General features: G+C 52.7%; 21 protein-coding genes and 2 tRNA genes. 21 read left to right on the forward strand and 2 right to left on the reverse strand.

Annotated features, from left to right (window positions below; all coding sequences use genetic code 11):
- Positions 1-102 precede the first annotated feature (102 nt).
- Positions 103-2,889 (reverse strand): two-component sensor histidine kinase BarA, encoded by a 2,787-nt coding sequence (barA, locus tag R2X38_RS21105; protein ID WP_317524327.1) that lies wholly within the window; start codon positions 2,887-2,889, stop codon positions 103-105.
- A gap of 153 nt (positions 2,890-3,042) precedes the next feature.
- Between barA and rlmD the strand changes: the two genes are divergently transcribed.
- The 13 genes from rlmD (at position 3,043) to rpoS (ending at position 16,924) form a co-directional block, all read left to right on the forward strand.
- Entirely contained in the window at positions 3,043-4,362 is a 1,320-nt protein-coding gene (gene rlmD / locus R2X38_RS21110; RefSeq protein WP_317524329.1) for a 23S rRNA (uracil(1939)-C(5))-methyltransferase RlmD, read from the forward strand.
- 32 nt (positions 4,363-4,394) lie between these two features.
- Positions 4,395-6,626 carry a GTP diphosphokinase gene (gene relA / locus R2X38_RS21115; RefSeq protein ID WP_317524331.1) on the forward strand — a complete coding sequence of 744 codons (2,232 nt, stop codon included), beginning with the start codon at positions 4,395-4,397 and terminating at the stop codon, positions 6,624-6,626.
- Positions 6,627-6,699: 73 nt separating this feature from the next.
- Positions 6,700-7,509 carry a nucleoside triphosphate pyrophosphohydrolase gene (gene mazG, locus R2X38_RS21120; RefSeq protein WP_317524332.1) on the forward strand — a complete coding sequence of 270 codons (810 nt, stop codon included), beginning with the start codon at positions 6,700-6,702 and terminating at the stop codon, positions 7,507-7,509.
- A 199-nt stretch (positions 7,510-7,708) separates the two neighbouring features.
- A complete protein-coding gene (locus R2X38_RS21125) occupies positions 7,709-9,349 on the forward strand; it encodes a CTP synthase (RefSeq protein WP_044622521.1) in 1,641 nt (546 codons plus the stop codon).
- A gap of 80 nt (positions 9,350-9,429) precedes the next feature.
- Positions 9,430-10,731 carry a phosphopyruvate hydratase gene (gene eno, locus R2X38_RS21130; RefSeq protein WP_044622522.1) on the forward strand — a complete coding sequence of 434 codons (1,302 nt, stop codon included), beginning with the start codon at positions 9,430-9,432 and terminating at the stop codon, positions 10,729-10,731.
- A 240-nt stretch (positions 10,732-10,971) separates the two neighbouring features.
- The gene (ftsB, locus tag R2X38_RS21135; protein ID WP_317524333.1) at positions 10,972-11,244 is read left to right on the forward strand and encodes a cell division protein FtsB; all 273 of its coding nucleotides are present in this window, start codon (positions 10,972-10,974) and stop codon (positions 11,242-11,244) included.
- A 5-nt stretch (positions 11,245-11,249) separates the two neighbouring features.
- A complete protein-coding gene (gene ispD / locus R2X38_RS21140) occupies positions 11,250-11,948 on the forward strand; it encodes a 2-C-methyl-D-erythritol 4-phosphate cytidylyltransferase (RefSeq protein WP_317524334.1) in 699 nt (232 codons plus the stop codon).
- Positions 11,948-12,421, forward strand: a complete 474-nt coding sequence (gene ispF, locus R2X38_RS21145) for a 2-C-methyl-D-erythritol 2,4-cyclodiphosphate synthase (RefSeq protein WP_317524369.1) — start codon at positions 11,948-11,950, stop codon at positions 12,419-12,421. The genes ispD and ispF overlap by 1 nt, the downstream gene beginning before the upstream one ends.
- A 62-nt stretch (positions 12,422-12,483) precedes the next feature.
- Positions 12,484-13,548: a tRNA pseudouridine(13) synthase TruD gene (gene truD, locus R2X38_RS21150; RefSeq protein WP_317524335.1), complete on the forward strand. Its 1,065-nt coding sequence runs from the start codon at positions 12,484-12,486 to the stop codon at positions 13,546-13,548.
- Complete coding sequence (gene surE, locus R2X38_RS21155; protein ID WP_317524336.1) at positions 13,529-14,275, forward strand: 5'/3'-nucleotidase SurE; 747 nt, start codon at positions 13,529-13,531, stop codon at positions 14,273-14,275. The genes truD and surE overlap by 20 nt, the downstream gene beginning before the upstream one ends.
- Positions 14,276-14,280: 5 nt before the next feature.
- Positions 14,281-14,910 (forward strand): protein-L-isoaspartate(D-aspartate) O-methyltransferase, encoded by a 630-nt coding sequence (locus R2X38_RS21160; protein ID WP_317524337.1) that lies wholly within the window; start codon positions 14,281-14,283, stop codon positions 14,908-14,910.
- Between the two features lie 5 nt (positions 14,911-14,915).
- A complete protein-coding gene (locus R2X38_RS21165) occupies positions 14,916-15,875 on the forward strand; it encodes a peptidoglycan DD-metalloendopeptidase family protein (RefSeq protein WP_411185685.1) in 960 nt (319 codons plus the stop codon).
- Positions 15,876-15,931: 56 nt separating this feature from the next.
- The gene (gene rpoS / locus R2X38_RS21170; RefSeq protein ID WP_317524338.1) at positions 15,932-16,924 is read left to right on the forward strand and encodes an RNA polymerase sigma factor RpoS; all 993 of its coding nucleotides are present in this window, start codon (positions 15,932-15,934) and stop codon (positions 16,922-16,924) included.
- Between the two features lie 103 nt (positions 16,925-17,027).
- On the opposite strand, the gene mutS is transcribed toward rpoS, so the two are convergent.
- A complete protein-coding gene (mutS, locus tag R2X38_RS21175) occupies positions 17,028-19,598 on the reverse strand; it encodes a DNA mismatch repair protein MutS (protein ID WP_317524339.1) in 2,571 nt (856 codons plus the stop codon).
- Between the two features lie 236 nt (positions 19,599-19,834).
- Here mutS and pncC point away from each other — a divergent pair, with 236 nt between their 5' ends.
- The 8 genes from pncC to R2X38_RS21215 all read left to right on the forward strand — a co-directional run bounded on the left by pncC (position 19,835) and on the right by R2X38_RS21215 (position 26,859).
- Positions 19,835-20,311 carry a nicotinamide-nucleotide amidase gene (gene pncC, locus R2X38_RS21180; RefSeq protein WP_317524340.1) on the forward strand — a complete coding sequence of 159 codons (477 nt, stop codon included), beginning with the start codon at positions 19,835-19,837 and terminating at the stop codon, positions 20,309-20,311.
- 134 nt (positions 20,312-20,445) lie between these two features.
- Complete coding sequence (recA, locus tag R2X38_RS21185) at positions 20,446-21,498, forward strand: recombinase RecA (protein ID WP_317524341.1); 1,053 nt, start codon at positions 20,446-20,448, stop codon at positions 21,496-21,498.
- A gap of 88 nt (positions 21,499-21,586) precedes the next feature.
- Positions 21,587-22,048 carry a recombination regulator RecX gene (gene recX, locus R2X38_RS21190; protein WP_317524342.1) on the forward strand — a complete coding sequence of 154 codons (462 nt, stop codon included), beginning with the start codon at positions 21,587-21,589 and terminating at the stop codon, positions 22,046-22,048.
- Positions 22,049-22,328: 280 nt separating this feature from the next.
- On the forward strand, positions 22,329-24,953 hold the full coding sequence (gene alaS, locus R2X38_RS21195; RefSeq protein WP_317524343.1) for an alanine--tRNA ligase: 2,625 nt from the start codon (positions 22,329-22,331) through the stop codon (positions 24,951-24,953).
- A 25-nt stretch (positions 24,954-24,978) separates the two neighbouring features.
- Positions 24,979-26,169, forward strand: coding sequence for an aspartate kinase (locus R2X38_RS21200; protein WP_317524344.1), 1,191 nt, complete (start codon positions 24,979-24,981; stop codon positions 26,167-26,169).
- A gap of 85 nt (positions 26,170-26,254) precedes the next feature.
- The gene (gene csrA, locus R2X38_RS21205; protein WP_036818084.1) at positions 26,255-26,452 is read left to right on the forward strand and encodes a carbon storage regulator CsrA; all 198 of its coding nucleotides are present in this window, start codon (positions 26,255-26,257) and stop codon (positions 26,450-26,452) included.
- Between the two features lie 205 nt (positions 26,453-26,657).
- A tRNA-Ser gene (locus R2X38_RS21210) sits at positions 26,658-26,750 on the forward strand.
- Between the two features lie 32 nt (positions 26,751-26,782).
- Positions 26,783-26,859: transfer RNA gene (locus R2X38_RS21215), tRNA-Arg, on the forward strand.
- Positions 26,860-26,866: the final 7 nt, after the last annotated feature.

The following is a 26,866-nucleotide window of genomic DNA, read 5'->3' on the forward strand; positions in this document are numbered from 1 at the left end:
TTCCCCGGGGGCATATCACCATAGCCCATAGCCCATAGCCCATAGCCCATAGCCCATAGCCCATAGCCCATAGCCCATAGCCCATAGCTATAGCCACTAGCCTTAATGCCTATACGCCTTCGACGCTTTGACCACGTTGTTCATCTCGTCGATGAGCTCGAACAGCTCAGGCTCGATATCGTCGGTGCTGGCACCGGCCTTGAGCTCGGTTTCGATGGTGTGGCACAGGCTCTTGAGGCGGGGTACGCCGCTGTAGGCGCAGCTGCCGTGGAGTTTGTGGATCGGAGGCCAGAGCTCGATATCCTTGCCGTCGAGTGCTTCGTTGACCAGCATTTCTACTTCCGGCATGAAGTCGAGCAGCATCTGCAGCATGTCCTTGGCCAGCTCCTCTTTGCCCGCGGCCTGCTTCAAGGCCAGATCCCAGTCCCAGCTAACATTGTTGTTCACTGGGGCTGGCGCTTCACTTTTATCTTCTTCAACCTCTACCGGTTCTGGTTGTGGCGCATTGAGCTCAGTCACCGGCTTGTCGTGCGGTGTGGTCCACTTGGCGAGGATCTGCTGCAGGATCCGCTCTTCGATGGGTTTGGTCAGGTAATCGTCCATCCCCGCTTCAATCAGGCGCTCGCGCTCACCGGCCATGGCATGGGCGGTAACGGCAATGACTGGGGTTGAGTGGTTAAGATCAGTCTTGTGGATTTCCTGACAGGCAGTCACGCCGTCCATTTCCGGCATCTGGATATCCATGAAGATCAGATCAAACTCTTTCTGGTGGGCGTATTCCACCGCTTTGCGGCCACCGCTGGCGGTGATCACGGTTTCTACCCGCTCGCACAGCAAGGCGGAGATCAACTTGAGGTTGGCTGGATTGTCATCGACCGCCATGACGGTCAGTGGCTGGATGTTCGGTGCCTCGGTGGTGATTGGCTGTGGCTCAGGCTCGCTGAACGGATCCGGTTCGCTGACCAGTGCCTCGAACAGCTTGCGGTGACCAAGTGGCTTCGGCAAGCAGGAGGTGACCCCGGCATTGATCAGGCGCTCGGACAGTGCCAGCTCGGTGGTCGGCAGGCTGACAATGACTTTCTCGCTCAACTGCTCGGCCTTGAAGACCTGATCGAGCAAGGTGGCGATAGGCGGCTGCTCGCCCGGCGACAGGTTGAGCAGGGCAAAGTCATGCTGCTCGGCATCATCCGGCATGCTTGAACGGTACGTGACATGGATACCAGCGCGGATCAAACGTTGCTGGATCACCGATGCTGCCTGCATGTTCGGCTCGATAAGCAGCAATTTCTTGTTCATCAGCGAGTGGGTGTCGATTGGTTGCGACACCGGCAGGTCGGTCTTGTTCAGGCGCAGGCTGAACCAGAAGGTTGACCCTTGGTGCAGGCGAGAGGTCAGGCTGACTTCACCGCCCATTTGGCTCACCAGTTTCTGGGTGATGACAAGGCCTAGGCCGGTACCGCCATAGCGGCGGGAAATGCTGGCATCGGCTTGGCTGAAGGCCTGGAACAGCTGGGCTTGTTGGCGCTCTGAAATACCGATCCCGGTATCTCGCACCATAAACTGCAGCTCGAGGCTCTCATCGCGTTCGGTCTTGAGCTCGACCGAGACATCGATGTTGCCGCGCTCGGTAAATTTCACCGCGTTGCCGATCAGGTTAGTCAGTACTTGTTGGATGCGAAGCGGATCACCAATCATGCCGCTCGGAATGCGGTGATCGACCTTGAGGGTCAGCTCCAGGCCTTTCTCGTGGGCGCTCGGAGCCAACAGTTTCATCACTTCATCGAGGGATTCGGTAAAGTCGAACGGGATGTTTTCAAGCAACAACTTACCGGCTTCCAGCTTGGAGAAGTCGAGGATGTCGTTGATGATGGTCAGCAGGTTATTGGCGGATTTCTCGATCGTCTGCAGGTAGTCCTGCTGGCTGGTGCTGAGGCGGGTCTTGAGCATCTGGCGGGTAAAGCCGATCACCCCGTTGAGCGGGGTACGCAGCTCGTGCGACATATTGGCCAGGAACTCGGATTTCACCCTTGCTGCTTCCTGCGCCCGCTTCTTGGCGATATCCAGTTCGACGTTCTGGATTTCCAACTGCTCGAGTGTTTCGCGAAGGTCGGAGGTTGCTTGGTCGATGCTTTGCTGCATCTCGATATGGTATTCCGACAGCGAAATTGCCATCGCGTTGATGCCGTTTTTCAGGGTGTCGAGCTCGCCGAGAAGTTGGCCTTCGATACGGACATCAAGGTGGCCGCGGCGGATCCGGTCAACCACGCTTACCATGTGCGAAATAGGGCGGGTGACATCTTTCATCAGCCGGTAGGCAAACAGCGATGATAGCGTCAGGCCTAATAGCAGCACCATCAGGGCGGTGAAGACTTCTTGGTATTGCTGCAAGCGTAGGGCACTCAGGTCGAGTTCGAGTGCAATATAGCCGAGGGTTTCGGCCTGGTAGCCTGGAATAGACGAGTTACTGAACTGGCCTTCCTTGAGGATAGGCGCACGCAGGATCAGCGAGTTTTCATTGAGCCGGGTTTCCAGTAGCAGCGGGATTGGCTGATCGTCTGGGTACATCAGCGCCTCGAAATTACGGTGGAAGTTCGAGGTCACGAACAGCTCGTTGTTGGTATTGAAGACCGCAATACTGCGTACGATTTGCGAATGCTTGCGATGGGCATAGCTGATCAACCGGCGCACGGCCTCGCGATTTTGATCGGCCATGCCATATTCGGTGGAGATCGCCAAAGGCTCGATAATGCTGGCACCGGTCGAGATAAGCTGGTGTTCAAGATCGCGATATCGGCTCATGGTAAAAAATGCGCTTAAAAGCAGGCCAATAATCAGCGTCGGTGCTAATGTCAGGGTGAATACCCTGGCACGAAGTCCATATTTGGTCATGGTTCTCTTAATTACAAGAATGCGATTCTATGGGACAATTATCCCATCTATGGCCGCTAGCTTAATGAAAGTCAGGCTATTCGACAATCAACTCATCCCAAACTGTTGTTGAAATCACCAGTTTGGACAAATTGCTCCGTGGGTCCAATTACTATGGCACGCTTTTTTAAGCCTCAGAAACGAAAATTAACCGATACCAAGCATAAAGAAATCACCATCAGCCGGCTCGACCACCTTGGTGCCGGTATCGGCCACCTCGACCGCAAACCGGTTTTTGTCGAGGGGGTATTGCCAGGGGAGAAGGCAATCATCCAGCTGACGGAAGACAAAAAGCAGTTTGCCCGTGCCAAGGTGATCCGTCGCCTCAGTGACAGCGAAGAGCGTGTTGCGCCTGCCTGTCCGATCTATGACCAGTGTGGCGGTTGTAACCTGCAGCATTTATCTCATCAGGGTCAGGTGGCGGCCAAACAGCAATCGCTGGGCGAGCTGATGGGCAAATTTGCCCGTACCGGTGAGCAGGTCGAGCAAGTGACACCGATCACCAGTGATGAATGGCAATACCGCCGCTGTGCCCGCCTCAGCATTATGCCAAAAGGCGGTGAGCTAAAGGTTGGCTTTCGCAAGAAGCAGAGCAAGGAAATCGTCGATGTCGAACATTGTCCGGTGCTGGCGCAATCATTGAATGAACTTTTACCGGCATTGCGGACTCTGTTAAATCAGTTGAAAGGCCGTAAGCACCTTGGCCATGTCGAGCTGGTAGAGGCTGATAATGGCCGGGTGGTGCTGATCCGTCATCTGCAGCCGTTTTCTGACAAAGACATGACCGCCATCCGTCAGTTTGCTGACCAACACCAGCTAATGTTGTATCTGGCACCCACTTCTGATGCTCTTGATAGCATTTCTGGGCCAGCACCTTATTATGAGTTGGATGGCCTAGAGCTGGTTTTCTCGCCGAAAGACTTTATCCAAGTTAACCGCGAGGTGAACCAGAAGATGGTGGCGCAGGCCATGGACTGGTTGGCCGTCGGACCTGAAGATCGAGTGCTTGATCTATTCTGTGGGCTTGGTAATTTCAGTTTACCGCTCGCAAAGCGAGCAAAAGCACTGGTTGGTGTTGAAGGCGTCGACGAGATGGTGCATCGTGCATCAGAGAATGCGAAAAATAATCAACAGGTTAATGCCGAGTTTTATCAAGCGAACCTGGAAGAAGATGTCACGACAAAATCGTGGGCAAAAGAAAAATTTAGTAAGGTCTTGCTCGACCCTGCCCGGGCCGGTGCAGCTGGTGTTATGCAGCACGTGGTAAATTTGGGTCCAGAGCGGGTGGTGTATGTCTCCTGTAATCCGGCAACGCTGGCACGAGACAGCCAGGTATTACTGAAGCAAGGTTATCAGTTGGAACGGTTGGGTATGATGGACATGTTCCCTCATACCGGACATTTGGAGTCGATGGCGTTATTTATCAAGCGATAGGCTCACATTACTAGAGTAAACGGGATAGAAAAATGGTCGCAGTTCGCGGTGCGCATTTAAAGGAAAATGATACATTCGAGCTTTCTTCGTGGGTTGATAGCCTGAAGCAAGATGCCAAGGTCACCAAGCATCTGGCCAAGACCTATCAGCGATGTATCGATTTAACGGCAGAGGACGAGCGCGCGTCATTATTACTATGGCGTGGCCGCGAGATGGTCGAGATCCTGGTAACGCTCAGCATGGACAAAGATACGCTGGTGGCAGCCTTGCTGTTCCCGTTGGTGGAGGCCGGCGTATACAGCCCAGAGCAGCTCAAGGAAGACTACAGCAATACAATTTTGCAAATGGTCACTGGCGTTGGCCAGATGGCGGCCATCGGTCAGCTCAACGCTACCAAGGAAGGTGCTGAGCAGTCGGCGCAGGTTGATAATATCCGCCGTATGCTGCTGTCTATGGTCGATGACTTCCGCTGCGTGGTGATCAAGCTGGCCGAGCGGATCTGCAATCTCCGCGAAGTGAAAGACGAGCCGGATGAGGTGCGCAGGGCGGCAGCCAAAGAGTGTGCCAATATCTATGCGCCGCTGGCAAACCGTCTGGGTATCGGTCAGCTCAAGTGGGAAATCGAAGACTACGCGTTTCGCTACCGTCACCCTGAAACCTACAAGCAGATCGCTAAGCAGCTGTCCGAGCGACGTATTGACCGCGAGCAATACATTGAGCACTTCGTGACCGACTTGGCCGAGGACATGAAAGCCTCGGCAATCAAAGCCGATGTACAGGGGCGTCCGAAGCATATCTACAGTATCTGGCGCAAGATGCAGAAGAAGAGCCTGGCGTTCGACGAGCTGTTCGATGTCCGTGCGGTGCGGATCATTGCTGATGAAATCCAGGACTGCTACGCCGCACTGGGTATCGTCCACACCAAATACCGCCACTTGCCGAAAGAATTCGACGACTATGTCGCCAATCCTAAACCCAATGGCTACCAGTCGATCCATACCGTGGTGCTGGGGCCGGAAGGCAAAACCATAGAGATCCAGATCCGTACCAAGCAGATGCACGAAGAGTCGGAGCTCGGGGTTGCGGCCCACTGGAAGTACAAGGAAAGTGGTTCATCCTCAGGCGGCGCCAAGTCATCCTACGACGAGAAAATCAACTGGCTGCGTAAGCTGCTGGCCTGGCAGGAAGAGATGTCCGACTCGGGCGAGATGCTCGAGGAGCTGCGTAGCCAGGTATTTGATGACCGTGTCTATGCCTTTACCCCGAAAGGCGATGTTGTAGACTTGCCGCTTGATGCAACGCCGCTGGATTTCGCCTACCACATCCACTCGGAAGTCGGTCACCGTTGTATCGGCGCCAAGGTTGAGGGGCGGATTGTTCCGTTTACCTATCACCTGCAGATGGGGGACCAGGTTGAGATCATCACCCAGAAAGAGCCGAATCCGTCACGCGACTGGCTGAACCCGAATCTGGGTTTTGTCAATTCTAGCCGCGCTCGCTCCAAGGTCCATGCTTGGTTCCGCAAGCAGGATCGCGACAAGAATATTTTGGCTGGCCGCGAGATCTTGGAGATCGAGTTGGTCAAGATCGGCGCCACCATGAAAGATGCCGAGGCCTATGCCCTCAAGCGCTTCAACGTTAATTCGGCCGATGAACTGTTTGCCGGTATTGGCAGCGGTGATCTGCGTATCAATCAGGTTATCAACCATATCAACGCCTTGGTCAACAAACCAACCGCCGAGGAAGAAGATCAGCAACTGCTTGAGAAACTGACCGAAGCCAGTAGCAAACCGGCGACCACCAAGAAGCCTCAGCGTGATGCCGTGGTGGTGGAAGGGGTTGATAACCTGATGACCCACCTTGCCCGCTGTTGCCAGCCAATCCCGGGGGATGACATCCAGGGCTTCGTCACTCAGGGGCGGGGGATTTCGGTTCACCGCAGTGACTGTGAGCAGCTTGAAGAGCTACGCCATGTTGCGCCTGAGCGAATTATCGATACGGTATGGGGCGGCGGCTTTGTCGGCAACTACCACATCACGGTACGGGTGACGGCGGCAGAGCGTAATGGTCTGCTCAAAGAGCTGACCAACACCTTGGCCAACGAAAAGGTCAAGGTGGCGGGAATGAAGAGCCGGGTCGATTTCAAGAAGCAGATGTCGATCATGGACTTCGATATCGAGCTGACCGATCTGGAAGTGCTGAGCCGGGTGCTCAAGCGCATCGAGCAGGTGAGAGACGTCGCCGAGGCGAAAAGGCTACACTAAGCACTATTAAAATTGACGACAAAAGCGGGAGCCGAGGCTGCCGCTTTTTCTTATGCACACAGAGAAGAAACCAATGAGTAAATCACAACGCCCTATCGAACAGCTGGTGGAGATCATGGCCAAGCTGCGTGACCCGCAAAATGGTTGCCCGTGGGACCTGAAGCAGACCTTTGCCACCATCGTGCCGCATACTCTGGAAGAAGCCTATGAAGTGGCCGATGCGATTGAGCAGCAGAATTGGGATGATGTCCGCGAAGAGCTGGGTGACTTGTTGTTCCAGGTGATCTTTTACAGCCAGCTCGGCAAGGAGCAGGGGCTGTTTGATTTTGATGATGTGGTGCAGGGGATCAACGAAAAGCTCACCCGCCGCCATCCCCATGTCTTTTCGGATACCGAGTTTGCCTGCGAGGCGGACATCAACGCCAACTGGGAAGCAGAAAAAGCCAAGGAGCGTTCCGCTAAAGGGGAGGATAGCAGTGTTCTTGCCAACATTCCGCGCGCGCTGCCGGCACTGACCCGGGCCGATAAAATCCAGAAGCGCTGTGCCAAACATGGCTTTGACTGGGACACTTTGGGGCCGGTGGTCGACAAGGTCCAGGAAGAGATTGAAGAGGTGATGGAGGAAGTCATCCAAGTGTCACCTGATCAGGCTAAGATCGAAGAAGAAATGGGGGATTTGTTGTTTGCTGTCGCCAACTTCAGCCGCCATGTCCAGGTCAAACCGGAAGTCGCCCTGCAGCGAGCCAACCAAAAATTCGAGCGACGCTTTCGCGAAGTGGAGAAAACTGTGCTAGAAAGAGGGAAGCGCCTTGACGATTGTTCGCTGGATTATTTGGATGCTATCTGGGATGAGGTCAAGAAAAACGAGCTGAAGACAAAGTAGGCTAGGTGGAGAGGATAGTAGCGCTCGCACGAAGGAATGGTCAAAGGATAGTCACCTAGTTTAGTAGATTTGATTTGAAACAAAAAAAAACCAAACGTGCTGTGATAGTTTTCACGTTGTGGCAATAAAGTGTGTCTGGTATACTAATTTCCCGTCCAGATACTTTTTATATCCTCTATACCAATCTTCCAGGTAAAACATGACAACGAATTACATTTTTGTTACGGGCGGGGTCGTATCCTCACTAGGTAAAGGTATTGCTGCAGCGTCTCTGGCGGCTATTCTAGAAGCACGTGGTCTGAAAGTGACCATGATGAAACTAGACCCTTACATCAACGTTGACCCAGGCACAATGAGCCCGATTCAGCATGGTGAAGTATTCGTAACGGAAGACGGTGCAGAGACTGACCTTGACCTAGGTCACTATGAGCGTTTCATCCGTACCAAGATGACCAAGCGCAACAACTTTACTGCGGGACGTGTTTACGCTGATGTACTGCGTAAAGAGCGTCGTGGTGACTACCTAGGTGCAACGATTCAGGTTATCCCACACATCACCAACGCCATCAAAGAGCGTGTTATTGCTGGTGCAGAAGGCCACGACGTTGCTATCGTCGAAGTTGGCGGCACAGTAGGTGATATCGAATCTCTACCATTTATGGAAGCTATCCGTCAGCTAGCAGTTGAACTGGGCCGCGAGCGCGCGATGTTCATGCACCTGACGCTAGTACCATACCTGGCAGCGGCTGGCGAAGTGAAAACCAAGCCAACCCAGCATTCAGTGAAAGAGCTGCTTTCTATCGGTATTCAGCCAGACATCCTGGTATGTCGTTCTGACCGTATGATCCCTGCTAACGAACGTGCCAAGATTGCATTGTTCTGTAATGTTCAGGAAAAAGCAGTTATCTCCATGAAAGACGTAGATTCCATCTACAAGATCCCACAGCTTATCAAGGCTCAGGGTCTTGACGACTTGGTGTGTCAGCGTTTCGGCATTACTGCACCGGAAGCTGATCTTTCTGAGTGGGAACAGGTGATCTACGAAGAAGCTAACCCAACTGCCGAAGTTGTTATCGGTATGGTGGGTAAGTACATCGAACTACCAGATGCGTACAAGTCAGTGAACGAAGCATTGAAGCACGCAGGCCTGAAGAACCGCCTGTCTGTTAAGATCAAGTACGTTGACTCACAAGACGTTGAGAGCAAAGGCGAAGAAGCGCTACAAGGCCTTGACGCTATCTTGGTACCTGGTGGCTTCGGCGGCCGTGGTGTAGAAGGCAAGATCCTGACTGCACAGTACGCCCGTGAAAACAACATCCCTTACCTTGGCATCTGTCTGGGTATGCAGGTGGCATTGATTGAATTCGCACGAAACGTTGCAGGTCTTGAAGGCGCTCACTCAACTGAGTTTAACGCTGATACCAAGAACCCGGTTGTTGGCCTGATCACTGAGTGGGTCGATGGCGAAGGCAACGTTGAAGAGCGTACCGAAAAATCTGACCTTGGCGGTACTATGCGTCTTGGTTCTCAGCTATGTCACTTGGCTGAAGGTTCGAAAGCGCGTGAACTATACGGTAACCCAACTATCCATGAGCGTCACCGTCACCGCTACGAAGTAAACAACAACCTACTGCCTCAACTTGAGAAAGCAGGTCTGAAGATTTCTGGTCTGTCAGCAGACAAGAAATTGGTGGAAATCATCGAGATCCCTAACCACCCATGGTTTGTGGCTGCTCAGTTCCACCCTGAGTTCACCTCTACGCCTCGCGATGGCCACCCTCTATTTGAAGGCTTCGTGAAAGCGGCTGGCGCAAACCAGCGCGGTGAGCTTAACAAGTAAGGATTACGGATAGCTGTGGCAGTGATGGCTGCAGCTATTTTTTTAGCTTTTAATTTGAAGATAAAGCAAGAGGAAACACAATGTCTAAGATCGTTAAAGTTCTAGGTCGTGAAATCATTGACTCACGCGGTAACCCAACTGTTGAAGCTGAAGTTCACCTAGAAGGCGGTTTCGTAGGTATGGCTGCTGCACCATCTGGTGCATCAACTGGTTCTCGTGAAGCTCTTGAGCTACGCGACGGTGACAAGTCTCGTTTCCTAGGTAAAGGTGTTCTTAAAGCTGTTGAAGCTGTGAACGGCCCAATCGCGGAAGCTCTTGTAGGTAAAGACGCTAAAGCACAAGCTGAAATCGACCAGATCATGCTTGACCTAGACGGCACTGAAAACAAGTCTAACTTCGGTGCAAACGCAATCCTAGCTGTATCTCTAGCGAACGCTAAAGCTGCAGCAGCAGCTAAAGGCATGCCTCTATACGAGCACATCGCTGAGCTAAACGGTACTGCTGGTCAGTTCTCTATGCCTCTACCAATGATGAACATCATCAACGGTGGTGAGCACGCTGATAACAACGTTGACATCCAAGAGTTCATGATCCAGCCAGTTGGCGCTAAGACTCTTAAAGAAGGTCTACGTATCGGTGCTGAAGTATTCCACAACCTAGCTAAAGTTCTTAAGTCTAAAGGCATGAGCACTGCTGTAGGTGACGAAGGTGGTTTCGCTCCTAACCTAGAGTCTAACGCTGCTGCTCTAGCTGCAATCAAAGAAGCTGTTGAGCTGGCTGGTTACGAGCTAGGCAAAGACGTTACTCTTGCTATGGACTGTGCTGCATCTGAGTTCTTCGACAAAGAAGCTGGCAACTACAACATGAAAGGCGAAGGTAAGATCTTCACTTCTGAAGAATTCAACCACTACCTAGCTGGCCTAGTTGCTGAGTACCCAATCGTTTCTATCGAAGACGGCCTAGACGAGTCTGACTGGGATGGCTTCAAGCACCAGACTGAACTACTAGGCGACAAGATCCAGCTAGTAGGTGACGATCTATTCGTTACTAACACTAAGATTCTTGCTCAGGGTATTGAGAAAGGCGTTGCTAACTCTATCCTTATCAAGTTCAACCAGATCGGTTCTCTAACTGAAACTCTAGCTGCTATCAAGATGGCTAAAGACGCTGGTTACACTGCAGTTATCTCTCACCGTTCTGGTGAAACTGAAGATGCAACTATCGCTGACCTAGCGGTAGGTACTGCTGCTGGCCAGATCAAGACTGGTTCTATGAGCCGTTCTGACCGTGTTGCTAAGTACAACCAGCTAATCCGTATCGAAGAAGCGCTAGGTGAGAAAGCACCTTACAACGGTCTTAAAGAAGTTAAAGGCCAAGCTTAATTAAAAGCTGCGCCTCGGGGTAACCCGAGCAGATACTAAAAACCGCCCATCATGGGCGGTTTTTTTATGGGCGAATAGCGGCTTGGCGGCCTACAGCCCCTAGTGTCAACGTGCAAGTTATGGGAATATACCGGACTGAGTAATATTCAGTTTGGTATTTTTACCCGCAGCTTGACACGTCTTTGTGTTTCAATCTGTTATGATTAGCTTAATTTCTTATACCATTGCCAAGAGGGCGCAATGCGATTGTTAAACCTCCTGCTGCTGGCAATTCTCGGCTGGTTACAATATGACTTCTGGCTCGGCAAAAACGGTATGGTCGACTATCTTGCGGTGCGCGATAACGTCGCGGTGCAACAGCAGGCCAACGCCGAACTGGTTCAGCGCAACCAGCAGATGTATTTCGAAATCCATGACTTGCACCGTGGTCAGGAAGCAATCGAAGAGCGGGCCCGTAACGAGCTGGGCATGATCGGAACCGGTGAGACCTTTTTCCGTATTGTCAGTGATTGAATTCCATGAAAGATAAAATGATCGCAGTCGTTCCGGCTGCAGGCGTCGGTAGCCGGATGGCTGCAGACCGACCGAAACAGTACTTGCACATTGCTGGCAAGACTATTCTCGAACATACCATTGACCGTTTGTTGCAGCACCCGATGATCGATCGCGTTGTCGTTGCCATTGGCGAGCAGGACCCGTATTTCCCAACCTTACCGTTAGCGGAAAACCCAAGGGTCACCCGTGTCGATGGCGGGGCAGAGCGCGCGGACTCTGTTTTTTCGGGCTTGGCGGCGATTGATGACCCTGATGCCTGGGTGCTGGTTCATGATGCAGCCCGCCCTTGTTTGCGTCAGCAGGATCTGCAAAAGCTGATTGATGAGGCTCTGGCAAGTGAGTGTGGGGCTATCCTGGCGGCTCCGGTGCGCGATACCATGAAGCGCGGCAATGGCCGGCAAGCTATCGCAGTGACCGTTGAGCGCAGTGATCTCTGGCATGCATTGACTCCTCAGATGTTTCGGGCTGGTCAGTTGAAACAGGCACTGGAAAAAGCGCTGGCGGATGGGGCGGTAGTGACCGATGAAGCATCGGCCCTGGAGCACTGCGGTATGTCACCGAAGCTGGTGACTGGACGGGCTGATAACCTCAAAGTCACCCAACCTGAAGATCTCGCTATCGCGGAATTTTATCTGCAACACTTATTGAAGGAAGAGCAATGATGCGTATTGGACACGGCTTTGACGTGCATAAATTTGGTGGCGAAGGCCCGGTGATTATCGGCGGTGTTGCGATTCCTTATGAGCAGGGGTTGATTGCCCACTCCGACGGTGACGTTGCACTTCATGCCGTATGTGACGCCTTGCTGGGTGCAATTGGTGCCGGTGATATTGGCCGCCATTTCCCTGATACCGATGCGGAGTGGGAAGGTGCTGACAGCCGTATGCTGCTGCGCGACGTATACCGCAAAGTAAAAGCAAAAGGCTACCGCTTGGGCAATCTGGATGTCACCATTATTGCCCAGGCACCAAAAATGGCGCCGCATATTGATGCGATGTGCCAAGCGATTGCCGAGGACTTGGAAACCGATGTTGAGAACATCAATGTCAAAGCGACCACCTCGGAGCGTCTCGGTTTTACCGGGCGCAAAGAAGGCATTGCCTGTGAAGCGGTAGTGCTGATCAATAAAGAATAAACCGGGTAGGGCCAGTGGCCCTGCCTTCTGGCATCTCGGTGCTGCTAAAGAATGGTGTAATTATGTCTACGGTAATGGACAACTTCAGCTGGTTATATGGAAAACCTAGCTGTCAGGGCCGCATTAAGGTTGAGCCTGAAGATTTTGTAGTAAAGGAAAACCTTGGCTTTGAGTTTGCCGGTGTGGGCGAGCATTTCATGGTGAAGATCCGCAAAACCGGTGAAAACACCAAGTATGTGGTCAATGAACTGGCCAAAGCCTGCGATGTGAAATCACGAGATGTGAGCTGGGCTGGCTTGAAAGATCGCCACGCGGTGACCGAGCAATGGCTCAGTGTCCACTTACCGGGTAAACCCGACCCTGATCTGACCCAGTTTGTCGCCGAACATCCGGGTGTTGAAGTGCTGGAAACAGCCCGCCATGATAAAAAGCTCCGCCCGGGTGATTTAACCGGTAACTGGTTCCAACTGACGTTGCGTGAGCTTGATCAGCCTGAGGATGTAATTGCCCGATTGGAGCAGGTTCAGCAGCTTGGTGTTCCGAATTATTTCGGTGAGCAGCGCTTCGGTCACGGTGGTAATAATGTGACCAAGGCCCGCGCCTGGGGCAATGATGAATTCCGCGTGCGCGATAAGAGCAAGCGCAGCTTCTACTTGTCGGCAGCTCGCTCATGGCTGTTCAACATGATCCTGTCAGCCCGTATCGAGCAGCAGAATGTCCATACCGTGCTCGATGGTGATCTGCTGGACGTTGACGGTGATGATCGCGATCGTCTGGTCGAAGCGGATGTTGCACAGTGGCAGCAGGCCGTAGATAACGGCACAGCTTGCATCACGGCACCGATGATGGGCGATAATGCCCTACCGACAAGCGGTCAGGCTGAAGCGTTTGAAATGGCTATCGCCGAGCAAGAGCCGCTGCTGCTGAAGTTGATCCGCGATAACCGCATGCGCCATGAGCGCCGCCCGTTGCTGCTGAAACCGCAGGACATGGCTTGGCAGCGAGAAGGCGATACGGTAACCGTTTCTTTTGCACTTCCGGCGGGCTGTTTTGCCACGGCGGTCGTTCGTGAGCTCATGGTTGAGCTGGAACAACAGGAAGGACACTATGCGAATTCTGATCAGTAATGACGATGGTATCTTTGCCGAGGGGATCAAGACCCTGGCAAAGGTCTTGAGTGAGGTTGGTGAGGTGACGGTCGTTGCCCCGGATCGCAATCGCTCGGGGGCGTCAAACTCATTGACGCTGGATAACCCGCTCCGGATCCGTCACGAAGGCGAACAGCAAATCTCGGTGGAAGGCACCCCGACAGATTGTGTCCACTTTGCGCTTAATGAATGGCTCGATGACCGTCCTGATGTGGTTGTCGCCGGCATCAACCATGGTGCCAACCTGGGTGATGATGTGCTGTACTCCGGTACGGTAGCAGCGGCGACAGAAGGCCACTTCCTCGGCGTGCCGGCAATTGCCGTATCCTTGGTTGGGGATCAGCATTTTGATACGGCGGCGCAGGTCGTGAAGCAAGTTTTGCAAAAAATGCAGTCTGCGCCGCTGCCAAGCAATAAAATTTTAAATATCAATGTGCCGGATGTCGCTTATTCTGAGTTGGGGAGCTGGCAGGTGACACGCCTTGGTGCCCGCCACCGAGCCGAGAATATGGTTAGGGGGACCGATCCCCGAGGCAAGGAACTATACTGGCTGGGGCCTCCGGGACCTTGTCAGGATGCCGGGCCGGGCACTGATTTTTATGCCATTGAACAGCGATGTGTATCGATAACGCCACTGCAGGTCGACCTTACTGCGCATGATGCGCTGGCAGGGCTGAGCATGTGGATTGAGCAACAGGAGAAATAGTCGCAATGCGCTATGTGGACGAGCGGACGCTTTTGCTGAACTATTTACGCCAGCAGGGAGTCAAAGATGACAAGGTGCTTCAGGCCATGGCATCTGTCCCGCGGGAGTTATTTATCGATGAAGCCCTGTCACACAAAGCTTACGAGAATAATGCTCTGCCGATTGGCTGTGGGCAGACGATCTCGCAGCCGTATATTGTTGCCAAGATGACTGAGCTGATGGCGTTATCGCCGGATTCCAGGGTCCTCGAAATCGGAACCGGGTCGGGGTACCAGACTGCTGTGCTGGCGCATTTGGTCAATCACGTTTATTCCGTCGAGCGGATCAAGGCGTTGCAGTGGCAGGCGAAGCGACGCCTGAAGCAGCTTGAATTGCATAATGTTTCGACCAAGCACAGTGATGGTTGGCGTGGCTGGGCAGGTAAAGGCCCGTTTGATGCCATTATCGTGACGGCTGCCGCAGCTGAAATCCCTGTTGAGCTGCTAACGCAATTGGCTGATGGTGGCCGCCTGGTGATCCCGGTCGGTGAGCATTCGCAAGTGCTGAAAGTGATTATCCGCGAAGGTGAGCGCTTTGCTTACCGCGATATTGAAGCAGTACGTTTTGTTCCGCTTGTAGCCGGGGAGTTGGCTTAGGTCATATGTTTGGGGTGTTGTCTTCAGCAAGGACGTGGAAGCTGGCAGCGATTGTTGCCGGCTTGATGCTATCTGGCTGTAGTAACCATAACCCTGCGCCGGTGACGAGTCTTGGTAAGGACTACCACAGCCTCGAGCGCGGCAGCTACCGTGGTAGCTACTATGAAGTGCAAAAGGGCGATACCTTGTACTTTATTTCCTATATTACCGGCCGTGATGTCGACGATATTATTGCAAGTAATAAATTGTCGAAGCCTTATACCATTTTCCCCGGTCAAAAGTTGCAGTTATGGCGGCCGAAATATGTTGCCCCGCAATATGGTCGGGCAGCTCCTGTGGCCGTAGCAGCAACACCTTCTGCTAAAACACCAACAAAAACAACAAGCTCAAAACCGGCTCAACCAAAGCCTGCGGCAAAGGCGCAACCAGCAGCTCAGCCTGCCTCCCAGAAACCGGCCCAGACCGCAGTGTCTCAAAAACAAAACGCACAAAAAGCCGCCAATAAAAATGTTGATCCGGCTCCCACAAAAGAGTACTCTCAAAAAACCAAAAGTAACAAAGTTGTTACATCCAAGCCGCAACCTAGCAACACCAAAGTGGCTAAGTGGACTTGGCCGTCAAAGGGGCGTGTGATTGCAAAGTTCTCCAATTCGGAGAATGGCAACAAAGGGATAGACATCGCCGGGCAGCGTGGACAAGCTGTCAATGCATCAGCAAACGGGGTGGTGGTCTATGCCGGGAATGCGCTTCGCGGATACGGTAATTTGGTCATTATCAAACACAACGATGATTACCTCAGTGCCTACGCCCATAACGACCAGGTTTATGTGAAGGAGCAGCAAAAGGTATCGGTTGGCCAGAAAATTGCTTCGATGGGAAGCTCGGGCACAAATACAGTAAAGCTGCATTTTGAGATCCGTTACAAAGGTAAATCCGTAGATCCAATGCGTTATTTACCGCGATAGACAACATGGCATAGTAAAGTTGTAATGTCTTGCTAACTCGCCATCTGGGAGGCGCTATGAGTGGAAGCAATACTGCTGCAGATATTGAAGACTTTGATTTTGATGCAGAAATGGAAGCAGAATCCGCGACTGTCGAAAACAAAGCCGAAGATGTTAGTGCTAGTGATGATGATGTCGATATGTCGCAATACGGGGCTACGCAGAAAGCTCTGGATGCGACCCAACTCTACCTCGGTGAAATTGGTTTTTCACCTTTGCTAACCGCAGAGGAAGAAGTCCTCTACGCCCGCCGTGCATTGCGAGGTGACGAAGTTGCCCGTAAGCGTATGATCGAAAGTAACCTCCGTCTGGTGGTTAAAATCTCCCGTCGTTACAGCAACCGTGGTTTGGCTTTGCTCGACTTGGTCGAAGAGGGCAACCTTGGTTTGATCCGAGCGGTTGAGAAGTTCGATCCGGAGCGCGGCTTCCGTTTTTCAACTTACGCAACATGGTGGATCCGTCAAACAATCGAACGGGCCATCATGAACCAAACCCGTACTATCCGCCTGCCAATCCATGTCGTTAAAGAGCTCAATGTCTACCTGCGTACAGCCCGTGAGCTGGCACAAAAGCTAGATCATGAGCCGACGGCAGAAGATATTGCGCTTAAGCTGGATAAATCCGTCGATGACGTCAACCGTATGCTCCGCCTCAATGAGCGTGTTGGTTCGGTAGATAACCCTATCGGTGGCGATTCGGAAAAAGCCCTGCTGGATATCATCCCTGATGAAAAGAGCGGTGGCCCCGAAACGTCGACCCAAGATGATGATATCAAAACATCTATCGTTCACTGGCTTCAGGAGCTGAATCCGAAACAGCGCGAAGTGCTGGCCCGCCGTTTTGGTCTGCTTGGCTATGAGGCATCGACATTGGAAGACGTCGGTCGTGAGATCGGTCTGACTCGCGAAAGAGTTCGCCAGATCCAGGTGGAAGGCCTACGCCGTTTGCGTGATATGCTGACCCATCAGGGTTTGAGTATTGAGTCATTGTTCAATCAGGAGCAACTGTAAACCGGCACACTTTTACATAGACTTTTTCCGGTTAGGATCAAAAAGGGATGCCACGTGGCATCCCTTTTTATTTCCTGCTGAGCCAATTACATCAAGTAGCCAATTACATCAAGGCTTTTAGGCGATACAGCTCGTCAAGTGCTTGGCGCGGGGTCATTTCATCTGGGTTGATACGCGCCAAAGCTTCTTCGACTTCGCTTGGCTCCGGCAGCAGGCTCAGTTGCTGCTCGGCAACCGGGACCTGGCTTGCTGGCGCAACCGCTTGATGGTGGCCGCTGGCCTCCAGTTGCTGCAGCTTGAACTTGGCGCGTTTGATCACTGACTTTGGTACACCGGCCAGGCTTGCGACTGCCAAGCCGTAGGATTTGCTGGCAGCGCCTTCTTGTACCGCATGCATGAATGCAATCTCGTCACCGTGCTCAACCGCATCGAGGTGGACATTGGCCAAGCCTTCCATCAGCGATGGCAACTCGGTCAACTCGAAGTAGTGAGTGGCAAATAGAGTCATGGCTGAAATCTTGTCGGCCAGCCATTCGGCACTGGCCCATGCCAACGACAAACCGTCGTAGGTACTGGTACCACGGCCAATTTCATCCATCAACACCAAACTGTTCTGCGTTGCATTGTGCAGAATGTTTGCCGTTTCGGTCATTTCAACCATGAAGGTGGAGCGGCCTGACGCCAAGTCATCGGAGGCACCGATACGGGTAAAGATCCGGTCCAGTGGGCCGATTTTGACCGCTTCGGCTGGTACAAAAGAGCCGACATGAGCCAGCAGGGCAATCAGTGCAGTCTGGCGCATGTAGGTCGATTTACCGCCCATGTTCGGGCCGGTAATGATCAGCATGCGGCGATCATGGTGGAGCGAGATCGGGTTGGCGATAAACGGCTCGCTCAATACCTGCTCGACCACCGGGTGGCGACCAGCAGTGATCTCAATACCGGTGGTTTCTGTCAGCTCCGGACGGCAATAGTTGAGGGTATCGGCACGCTCGGCCAGGTTGGCCAGCACATCCAGCTCGGAAATCGATGCGGCTGCGTTTTGCAGTTGCTCAAGGTGCGGCAGCAGCAGATCAAACAGCTCTTCCCATAGCTTTTTCTCCAGCGCCAAGGCTTTCGACTTCGAGTTGAGGACTTTGTCCTCATGCTCCTTGAGCTCAGGAATAATGTAACGCTCGGCATTTTTCAGCGTTTGGCGGCGCACATAGTGGCTCGGTACCAAGTGGCTTTGTCCACGGCTCACCTGAATGTAGAAGCCGTGGACATTGTTGAAGCCGACTTTCAGGCTGTCGATGTCATGGCGCTCGCGTTCGTTGGCTTCCAGCTCCTCCAGGAACTTGGTGGCACCGTCGGCCAAATCACGCCACTCGTCCAGCTCGGCATTGTAGCCCGGCGCCAGTACGCCGCCGTCACGGATCACCACCGGAGGGTTCTCGATAATCGCACGCTCTAGCAGCTCGCACAGCTCGTCCATTGGTGCGGCAAGACCAGCCAGTTCCCCGATACGGCGCTGATCGATATCACCCAGCATTTCAGCCAGCTCTGGCAGGTGCTGCAGGGCGGTGCGCATGCGGGCAAGGTCGCGCGGACGGGCAGAGCGCAGGGCCAATCGAGCAAGGATACGCTCTAGGTCGCCCATGTGGCGCAGTACGCCTGCGATATCCAAAAATAGGCCGGTGTCCTTGAATGTAGTGATAGCATCAAGGCGGCCGTTAAGCTGTTGACGATCACGGATAGGCTGGTGAAGCCAGCGTTTGAGCAAGCGGCTGCCCATTGGTGTTGCCGTCTGATCCAGTACCGAGGCCAAGGTGTTATCAAAGCCACCGGCGAGGTTCTGGGTTAGTTCAAGGTTGCGGCGGGTCGCGGCATCCAGGATCACGGAGTGATCTTTGGTATCTAGGGTAATGGCACGGATATGTGGCAGGGCGGTGCGCTGGGTGTCTTTGACATATTGCATCAGGCAACCGGCGGCGCAAAGGCCATGTTCTGCTTGTTCGACACCGAAACCAACCAGATCACGGGTACCGAATTGCATGGTCAGCTGCTGGCGTGCAGTGTCGAGATCGAACTCCCACACCGGGCGACGGCGCGCCCCTTTCATGCCATGGAACAAACCCGGCAGGTCGAAGTCTTCTGGGTAGAGCAACTCAGCAGGGCAGGTGCGTTGTAGTTCGGCCTGCATCGCTTCTTCGGTTTCGGGTTCGGTCAACATAAAGCGGCCCGAGGTAATATCCAGCGTGGCGTAACCGAATTTGTTTCCTTCGTGGTAGATAGCGGCAATCAGGTTGTCTTGACGCTCGCTCAGTAGCGCTTCGTCGCTGACTGTTCCCGGGGTGATGATACGTACCACCTTGCGTTCAACCGGCCCTTTGCTGGTTGCCGGATCACCCACTTGCTCACAGATAGCGACAGAAACACCTTGTTGGACAAGGCGGGCTAGGTAGCCTTCCACTGCATGGTAAGGCACACCAGCCATCGGGATCGGATTGCCATTGGATGAGCCGCGCTTGGTCAGCGAGATATCCAGCAGCTGTGAAGCCTGCTTGGCGTCATCAAAAAATAGTTCGTAGAAATCACCCATCCGATAGAACAGCAAGACTTCCGGATTCTCTGCTTTGATCCGCAAATACTGTTGCATCATAGGGGTGTGTTTTTCTATGCCTTTTATTGTCACGTTGTTGCCTGCTACATTGTGCCGGAGGGCTGGTTCACCCTGTTTACCCGGAGGAAGTTTCTGGTCGCTTAGGATACGTGATCCCGACCTGTCGATACAGTACTTTCCTTGCCCAAAAGCGGCCAAGGGCAACAGGCTTGCCCGCATGGCAAGAGCCGAGTAAGGTGTAGGCCAAAAGGGACAAGAAACAAGTCAAAAAGCCGTATTTAACAAGTCGTATTCATTTGGGAGTGATGATGGCATTAGCACAACAAGTCGGTTTGGCCCTGGCCCAACGTAACTGGGTAGCCGTTACCGCTGAATCCTGCACTGGCGGTGGCGTATCCACGGCAATCACAGATATTGCAGGCAGTTCAGCATGGTTTGACCGGGCATTCGTGACTTACAGCAACGAGGCCAAGCAGGAAATGCTCGGTGTCAGAGCAGAAACTCTGACTGAATTTGGCGCCGTGAGTGAAGCGGTAGTTGCTGAAATGGCGTTGGGTGCGTTGGCACAGTCGCGCGGAGATATTTCGGTGGCGATCAGCGGTATTGCCGGCCCCGGTGGTGGCAGTGAAGAGAAGCCCGTCGGTACCGTGTGCTTCGGCTGGGCGGATCACACCGGTAAGCTGAAAGTGGAAACTTGCCTTTTTGCTGGCGATCGCCAAGAGGTTCGCCAGCAAGCTGTTGAAAAAGCGCTGTCTGGATTGATTGCCCTAATGGCTCAATCCTGAGTCTATGCGGGAGCCACATCAAATTGGCGAAAAAATTTTCATACAGTGCTAGACACTGTATGAATAGACAGTATACTAATCATCATTATCAGTACTTAGTTTAAGCATTAATTAAGCATCCCTTGGAGAGTCGAATGGACGACAACAAGCAGAAGGCACTCGCCGCCGCGTTAGGTCAAATTGAAAAGCAATTCGGTAAAGGCTCGATCATGAAGTTGGGCGACAACCGCACTATGGATGTCGAAACCGTGTCTACCGGTTCTCTGTCTCTCGATATCGCCTTGGGTGCTGGTGGTCTGCCAATGGGCCGTATCGTTGAAATCTACGGTCCGGAATCTTCAGGTAAAACCACGCTGACGCTAGAAGTGATTGCTGCTGCCCAGCGCCAGGGCAAGACATGTGCCTTCATCGATGCTGAGCATGCCCTTGACCCTATCTATGCCCGCAAGCTGGGTGTTGATATCGACCAGCTATTGGTTTCCCAGCCGGATACCGGTGAGCAGGCACTGGAAATTGCCGATGCCCTAGCACGCTCTGGCGCGGTAGATATTCTGGTTGTCGACTCCGTTGCAGCCCTAACGCCTAAGGCTGAAATCGAAGGAGAGATGGGTGACTCGCACATGGGTCTGCAGGCACGTATGCTGTCTCAGGCAATGCGTAAGATCACCGGTAACCTGAAGCAGTCTAACTGTATGTGTATCTTCATCAACCAGATCCGTATGAAGATCGGTGTGATGTTCGGTAACCCGGAAACCACTACGGGTGGTAATGCCCTGAAATTCTACGCCTCTGTTCGTCTTGATATCCGCCGTACTGGCGCGATCAAAGAAGGTGACGAGGTTGTCGGTAACGAAACCCGCATCAAGGTTGTTAAGAACAAGATTGCTGCGCCGTTCAAGCAGGCTGAAACCCAGATCCTTTACGGCAAAGGCTTCAATCGCTACGGCGAGCTTATCGACCTTGGCGTGAAGAACAAGATGGTTGAGAAAGCCGGTGCTTGGTACAGCTACCAGGGCGACAAGATCGGCCAGGGTAAGGCAAATGCCTGTAAGTACATCGAGGAAAACAGCCATATTGCCGAAGAGCTTGAAGCCAAACTGCGTGAGCTATTGCTAGCTCCGGCAGTGCTGGAAGAAGCGGCAGCAGACGCTCAGACTGAAGAAGATGCCGAAGATCAGGCGTTCTAATTCACTCTAGCCAGTCTGGCTGGATGAGAGATTAAAAAACGGGCGGGGTAGAAGTACCCCGCCCGTTTTTGTTTGGAGCGAGAAGATCATGAGAGTAAAGAAACCTGCACAGAGTGCCAAGCAGGCTGCCGTGAGGTTTTTGTCGCGCCGCGATCATGCCGAGCAGGAGTTGCAGCAAAAATTGCTGGCGCGTGGTTATGAGCCGGGTGAAGTTGATGAGGCAGTAGCCCTGTGCCAAGACTATAACTGGCTTGATGATGCCCGCTTTGCCGAGCGGTTGTTGAACAACGGCATTGCCAAGGGCTGGGGGCTGCTGCGGATCCGCCAGGAAATGGAATTCAAGGGCATCCATGAGGAAGTTATCCGCCAGTTGTTTGAAGACGATGAATTTGATTGGTTCGAGCATGCCCGTAACGTAGCCCGGAAGAAGTATGGCGACACCCCGATGGAAACGGATAAGGAAAAAGCCCGTCGCCTGCGTTTTATGCAGTCTCGGGGCTTTGATTTCGAGCAGGTGAAAAATGCCCTTGGTGTCGACGATGAGTACTGAGATGGTGGCAAACAGCCACCGATAGCTGAAATCCCACCTTTAATTGCCCTAAATTCCCCTTTGCACACCGCCTATGGGGGACAAATTGCCGTATTTCTGAACATAACATTTCCCGTATTGGCTGCCGTTGTTTTACAATAACCGCCAAAGAATTTATTTTAGTCCCATCACTGCCTGCCCGAATTGTCCTGCCGAGGGCATGGTGGAACTCAGGGCAGGGGATTAAGACAGTTAAATTCGACCATTCAGTTTACATAAAAGCATTATTCAGGATTTGCCAATGTACATGAGCACTGATGAGATTCGCCGTGCGTTTCTTGCGTTTTTTGAGAGTAAAGGCCACCAGGTAGTCGAGAGTTCTTCTCTTGTGCCTGCCAATGACCCAACGTTGCTGTTCACCAACGCGGGTATGAACCAGTTTAAAGATACATTCCTAGGTCTGGAAAAGCGCAACTACACTCGAGCAACGACAGCTCAGCGCTGTGTTCGTGCTGGTGGTAAGCACAACGACCTGGAAAATGTTGGCTTTACCGCCCGTCACCACACTTTCTTCGAAATGCTGGGTAACTTCAGCTTCGGCGATTACTTCAAGCAAGACGCGATCAAGTTTGCTTGGGAATTCCTGACAGTGACACTGAAGCTGCCACAGGATCGCCTGCTGGTGACCGTTTACGAGACAGATGACGAAGCGTTCGACATCTGGAACAAAGAAGTGGGTGTTCCGGCTGATCGCATCGTGCGTATCGGCGACAAGAAAGGTGGCAAGCCGTTCGAATCTGACAACTTCTGGCAGATGGGGGACACAGGTCCTTGTGGTCCTTGTACCGAAATTTTCTACGATCACGGTGATCACATCTGGGGTGGCCGTCCTGGCACACCTGAAGAAGATGGCGACCGTTTCATCGAGATCTGGAACAACGTATTTATGCAGTTCAACCGTCAGGCTGACGGTACCATGGAGCCGCTACCGAAGCCGTCGGTAGATACCGGTATGGGTATCGAGCGTATCTCTGCGATCATGCAGGGCGTGCACTCTAACTACGAGATCGATATCTTCCAGACCCTGATCAAAGAAGCTGCTGCGGTTATTGGTCATGACGATCTGGGCAACCAGTCACTGCGCGTTGTGGCTGATCACATCCGTTCTTGTGCGTTCCTGATCGCTGATGGCGTGATGCCATCAAACGAAGGTCGCGGCTATGTGCTGCGCCGTATTATCCGCCGTGCAGTTCGCCACGGTAACAAGCTGGGCGCGAAGGGTGCCTTCTTCTACAAGTTGGTGGGTCCTCTGGCTGAGATCATGGGCACTGCTGGCGAAGAGCTGAAGAAACAGCAGGAAATGGTCGAGAAAGTACTGAAGATCGAAGAAGACAACTTCGGCCGCACACTAGACCGCGGTATGGCGATCCTGGCTGAAGCGCTGGACAATCTTGACGGTAAAGTGCTTGACGGCGAAACCGTATTCAAACTTTACGATACGTACGGTTTCCCTGCTGATCTGACTAACGATGTAGCTCGCGAGCGTGGCTTCTCCATCGATGAAGACGGCTTCAACGATGCGATGGAAGCTCAGCGCCAGCGTGCACGTGATGCAGGCCAGTTTGGTGTTGACTACAACGATGCGATCAAAGTCGATGCGGAAACTGAATTCTGCGGCTACGCGGCGACAGAAGGCCAAGCGACTGTGGTTGCGCTTTACCGTGAAGGTGAAGCCGTTGATGCAATCAATGCTGGTGAAGACGCCCTGATCGTACTGGACAACACGCCGTTCTACGCTGAGTCAGGCGGTCAGTGTGGTGACACGGGGGCAATGACGGCTGACGGTGTTCAGTTTGTGGTTGCTGATACCCAGAAGTTCGGCAGCGCTATCGGTCATACCGGTAAGCTGGCTGAAGGTGCGTTGAAAGTGGGCGATAAGCTAACCGCAACGGTTGATGCAGCGCGTCGTGCAGCGACTAGTTTGAACCACTCAGCCACTCACTTGCTACACGCAGCACTGCGTAACCTGCTTGGCGAGCACGTGACTCAGAAAGGTTCACTGGTTAAGCCTGAAGGCCTGCGTTTCGACTTCTCTCACCTAGAAGCGGTGAAGCCGGAAGAACTGCGTGAAATCGAGCGTGTGGTGAACGAGCAAATCCGTTTCAACCACGCGATCAACACTGATGTGATGGACATCGAATCAGCCAAAGAAAAAGGCGCGATGGCGCTGTTTGGCGAGAAATATGATGATGAAGTTCGCGTCCTGAGCATGGGTGACTTCTCAGTTGAGCTGTGTGGTGGTATCCATGCCTCTAACACGGGCGATATCGGCCTGTTCAAGATCGTCTCTGAAGGTGGTATCGCAGCGGGTATCCGTCGTATCGAAGCGGTAACCGGCGAAGCCGCGATTGCAGCGCTGCACGATCAGGAAGCGCTACTGGTAGAAACCGCAAGTTTGGTGAAGTCTGACGCGGCATCAGTTGCGACTAAGGTGAGTGCACTTGTGTCTCACAGCAAGCAGCTGGAAAAAGAAATCCAGCAGCTTAAAGACAAGCTTGCTGCGCAGGAAAGTGCGGGCCTTATCAACAAGGCGCAGGAAATCAACGGCGTTAAGGTGTTGGTCACCAAGCTTGAAGGTGCAGACAACAAAGCCCTACGCGGTATGGTTGACGAGCTGAAGAACCAGCTAGGCAGCGGTATTGTCGTGCTGGGTAACGTCAGCGGTGACAAAGTTGGTTTGATTGCTGGTGTGACCAAAGATCTGACAGGCAAGGTGAAGGCTGGTGAGCTGGTTAACCTTGTTGCTCAGCAGGTTGGCGGTAAGGGCGGCGGTCGTCCGGATATGGCTCAGGCCGGTGGTACTGATGCCGCAGCATTGCCTGCAGCACTGGAGTCAGTAACCCCATGGTTGGTTGAAAAACTGTAATAACTGTAATAGTTGGAGAGGTGCAGTGGCACTATTAGTGCAGAAATTCGGTGGTACGTCGGTCGGGAGTATCGAGCGTATTGAAGCGGTGGCTGAGCGCGTGATCAAAGCGCGCCAGCTTGGTCATCAGGTAGTGGTGGTTGTCTCGGCGATGGCTGGCGAGACCAACCGTTTGTTGGGGCTGGCTAAACAAATTGATGCTGTCCCCACCCAGCGTGAGCTGGATGTCTTGTTGTCAACTGGCGAGCAGGTCACGATAGCCCTGCTGGCGATGGCCCTGAATAAAAGGGGGTATTTGGCAACATCATTGACCGGTGATCAGTTAGGTATCCGCACTGATACTGTATTTAATAATGCCACCATCACCGAGGTAGAAACCGGGGTGGTGACCGAGTTGCTCGACCGTGACCACATTGTTGTGGTCGCTGGTTTCCAGGGGCGTGATAGTCGAAATAACATCACGACCTTGGGCCGAGGCGGCTCCGATACAACCGCGGTGGCTATCGCTGGTGCGCTGGCTGCCGATGAGTGTCAGATCTTCACTGATGTCGACGGGGTGTATACAACTGATCCTCGTTTGGTCAGCGAAGCGGCCCGTTTGCCGTCAATTCACTTCGATGATATGACAGCAATGGCACGCCACGGCGCAAAAGTGCTACAATTACAGTCGGTTGAATATGCTGAGCAACATAAGGTCCCATTGAGGGTTCTTTCGTCGTTTGATGAAGGGGAAGGGACTTTGGTTGATTTCTCGACGGTATCAGATAATGGTGCTGCCGGGGTGGCGGTTAAAGGCCAGCAGGCACTTTACCGTGTGATGCAACCACTTGAAAAAGTGGAGCAGCAGCTCGGCTTACTGGGCTTAGACGCTTGGTGCTATGGTGATAGTCAGCAAGCAACCTATCCTGCAACGTATATAGTTGCGGCCGATGATGAATTGGCTCGACTGAATGTTATCTTAGAAAAAACAGAACTGGCTCAGTCCTCAGTCGCTACACTGACCCTGGTTGGGGAAGGGGTAGATGTGCGCAGTACGGAAGTAGCTGCCTCGCTGACTGAAAAAGGGGTGGGTGTCTATCAACGAAAATGCACTGCTCGTTGTGTCTCACTATTGATCAATGGGCAAGATTTACAGTTAGCCGTAGAACACATCCACAAAAAATTTGTGGTAGAGCCAGAAAGTCTGGATAATCGACCACTTCTCGCTGTTTCTTGAGCAGTGAACATTTACGAAAATGTAAATATTGTTGGATAATAACCGTTAACTCTTATAATACTGAGATTACTCAAGGAGCACACGAATGCTAATTTTGACACGTCGCGTAGGTGAAACGCTAATGATCGGTGATGAAGTCACCGTTACTGTTCTTGGCGTTAAAGGTAACCAAGTTCGTATCGGTGTAAATGCACCGAAAGAAGTTTCTGTTCACCGCGAAGAAATTTACATGCGCATTCAAGCGGAAAAAGAAACGGGTTCCCAGGGTTCTGGTAACTACTAATTCGAAGAAGGTCGGCATTTATGCTGGCCTTTTTTGTTACTGCCTGCCACGCCATACCGTTGAATCTAGACGATATACTGGGCTATTAAGTGCGATAATGTGCCGTGTTGGCTATTAAGTGCGCATCCGCGCAGTGGATGTCGTTTTTTCACAATAAAGTGTTTGACTTATTTTTGGCTGGCAGTAATATGGGCCCCCGCAAGACGGTGAGGTGGCCGAGAGGCTGAAGGCGCTCCCCTGCTAAGGGAGTATACGGTTTGTAGCCGTATCGAGGGTTCGAATCCCTCCTTCACCGCCATTCTTTCTTTTAGATGAATGATCTTGCATTGCGCGTCCGTAGCTCAGCTGGATAGAGTACCTGGCTACGAACCAGGCGGTCGGAGGTTCGAATCCTCCCGGACGCGCCATTATTTA

The organism is Photobacterium rosenbergii (assembly GCF_033022775.1).
Taxonomy (GTDB): domain Bacteria; phylum Pseudomonadota; class Gammaproteobacteria; order Enterobacterales; family Vibrionaceae; genus Photobacterium; species Photobacterium rosenbergii_A.